Genomic DNA, 1,708 nt, shown 5'->3' on the forward strand with positions numbered 1-1,708 from the left:
AGCCCGGATCCGCCGACCCGGTTTGAGTGGCCGAGTGCGGTCATTTCCTGATCGTGATTTCAGGTATTTCCTGGCGTGGGCGTGAGTGATGACCCGGTCTGCCCGGGTTTTCCACTTCGGTTCCTGGTCAGGCCCTTTCGGGCGGATGGATAGAGGGTTGCTGGTCAGGTGATGCGGGGCTGCCAGCGGGTGATGGCGGCGCGTAGGTCTCGCAGGTCCTCGCGCCAGGGCCAGTCATCGGGCATGTGGAACGTGAGTTTCCTTGCCCTGGAAGCAATCCGGGTCGGGACGTTGATCAGATGGGCGCGGATCGTGGCGGCCGTGGCGCGGGTGTGAGCGCCGCCGGCCAGGACACCGGCGGTGCGGGTGAGGTTGTGGGCGATGGCCCAGAGGGTGGCCCAGGCGGCGTTGGCCTGGAACGATCCCGAGGGCAGGTGGGCCAGCGCGCCGGCTTTGGCCTCGGCGTTGACCTGTTCGTGGATGGCGTGTTGGCGGTGGTGGGCCTCGGCCTGGAGCATCTCGAAGTCACCGGTCACGAACACGGCGTGGTGACGGAACAGCTGGAACAGTTCCTGTTGTTCGCCTTCCCCGGCAGCAGGTTTTGTGGATTGTGGGTTCTTGCGGCGGACGCGTCGCACGATCAGGCGCCCCTCGGCCCGCAGGGATTTTCGTTTCCCTGTGAACGCGGTGAACGGCATCTGGGCGACCTCGGCGTCGGAGATGAGGTCCCCGGTTTCCTCATCGACGAACGCGTTCGGGTAGTGGATCGGTGTCCAGGTCCCGCCGGCGGCGTCGTAGGCGGCGATCGCGCTGGTCACGGCCGGGTTGGCCCCGGTTGTCAACGACACCAGTGCCTTCGCGCGGCGGGCGGCGGCGCAGATGTCGGCGGTGAAGAACTTCGCATCGCCGCGCAGGACCAGGGCGCCGGTGCAGCCGAGCGCCCGCGCGGTCGCCAGGGTCTGCTCGACGAAGGATTTCGCTCCGCGCACGTCGGCGGCGTTGCCTTTGCGCATCCGGATCGCGGCCAGGACCGGCCGGGACAGAGGCGTGCTGATCGTGGCGATCAGCGGGTGCAGGGTCTTCTGGCCTTTCAGGCGGCCGTTGACCGCGCCTTGTTTCTGGTATCCGTAGACCTGCCGGTGCATGGAATCGACGTCCACGAAGGCGATCACGTCGGCGTCCGGGAGTAGATCACGGGCCCCGGTCACCAACGCGACCAGCACGATCCGCAGGAGCGCGTGCAGCTGTTTGACGTGGCCGTGGGTGAACGAGCGCAGGAACGTCCCGCACGTGGAGACCGCCCGGCCACCGGTGAAAACCTTCCCCATCGCGCCATGCCTCAGCCGGGCCAGGTCATCGAAACTATCGGCCCCGCAGATCATCCCCGCGATGATCGTGAGGACCTTCGCGCCGGCGTTCGCGCCGCCACTGTTCGGGGCGTCCTTGATCCGTACTCGTTCATCGACCAGCCCGGCCAGATCGATCTTCTCGGCCAGGCCCATCACCTGGGCCAGGCCACCATCGGCCAGGAGATTCGGATCGTCGAACTCGACCTTCGCGGCCTGGGCGCTGTGAGATACTCGCATCTCGCGGGTGCTTCCTTGATCCTCGGGCTGATATTCCGTCGCAAGAACATCATCCCAGGTCAGCGGGCACCCGCGGCCTATTTTGCGGTGACATCACTCATGCTGGCCGGTGGATCCGGGCT

The 1,708-nt window shown here is 66.6% G+C and carries 1 protein-coding gene; it reads right to left on the reverse strand.

From position 1 onward, the window contains the following. Nucleotides 1-164: 164 nt before the first annotated feature. The gene (locus QSK05_RS35970) at nt 165-1,586 is read right to left on the reverse strand and encodes an IS1380 family transposase (protein WP_285601900.1); all 1,422 of its coding nucleotides are present in this window, start codon (nt 1,584-1,586) and stop codon (nt 165-167) included. Nucleotides 1,587-1,708: the final 122 nt, after the last annotated feature.

It is taken from the genome of Kineosporia sp. NBRC 101731, assembly GCF_030269305.1.
In the GTDB taxonomy this organism is placed as follows: Bacteria; Actinomycetota; Actinomycetes; order Actinomycetales; family Kineosporiaceae; genus Kineosporia.

Coding starts and splice junctions, on each gene's coding strand:
- QSK05_RS35970 (WP_285601900.1), bottom strand. CDS start 1,586: ATGCGAGTATCTCACAGCGCCCAGGCCGCGAAGGTCGAGTTCGACGAT.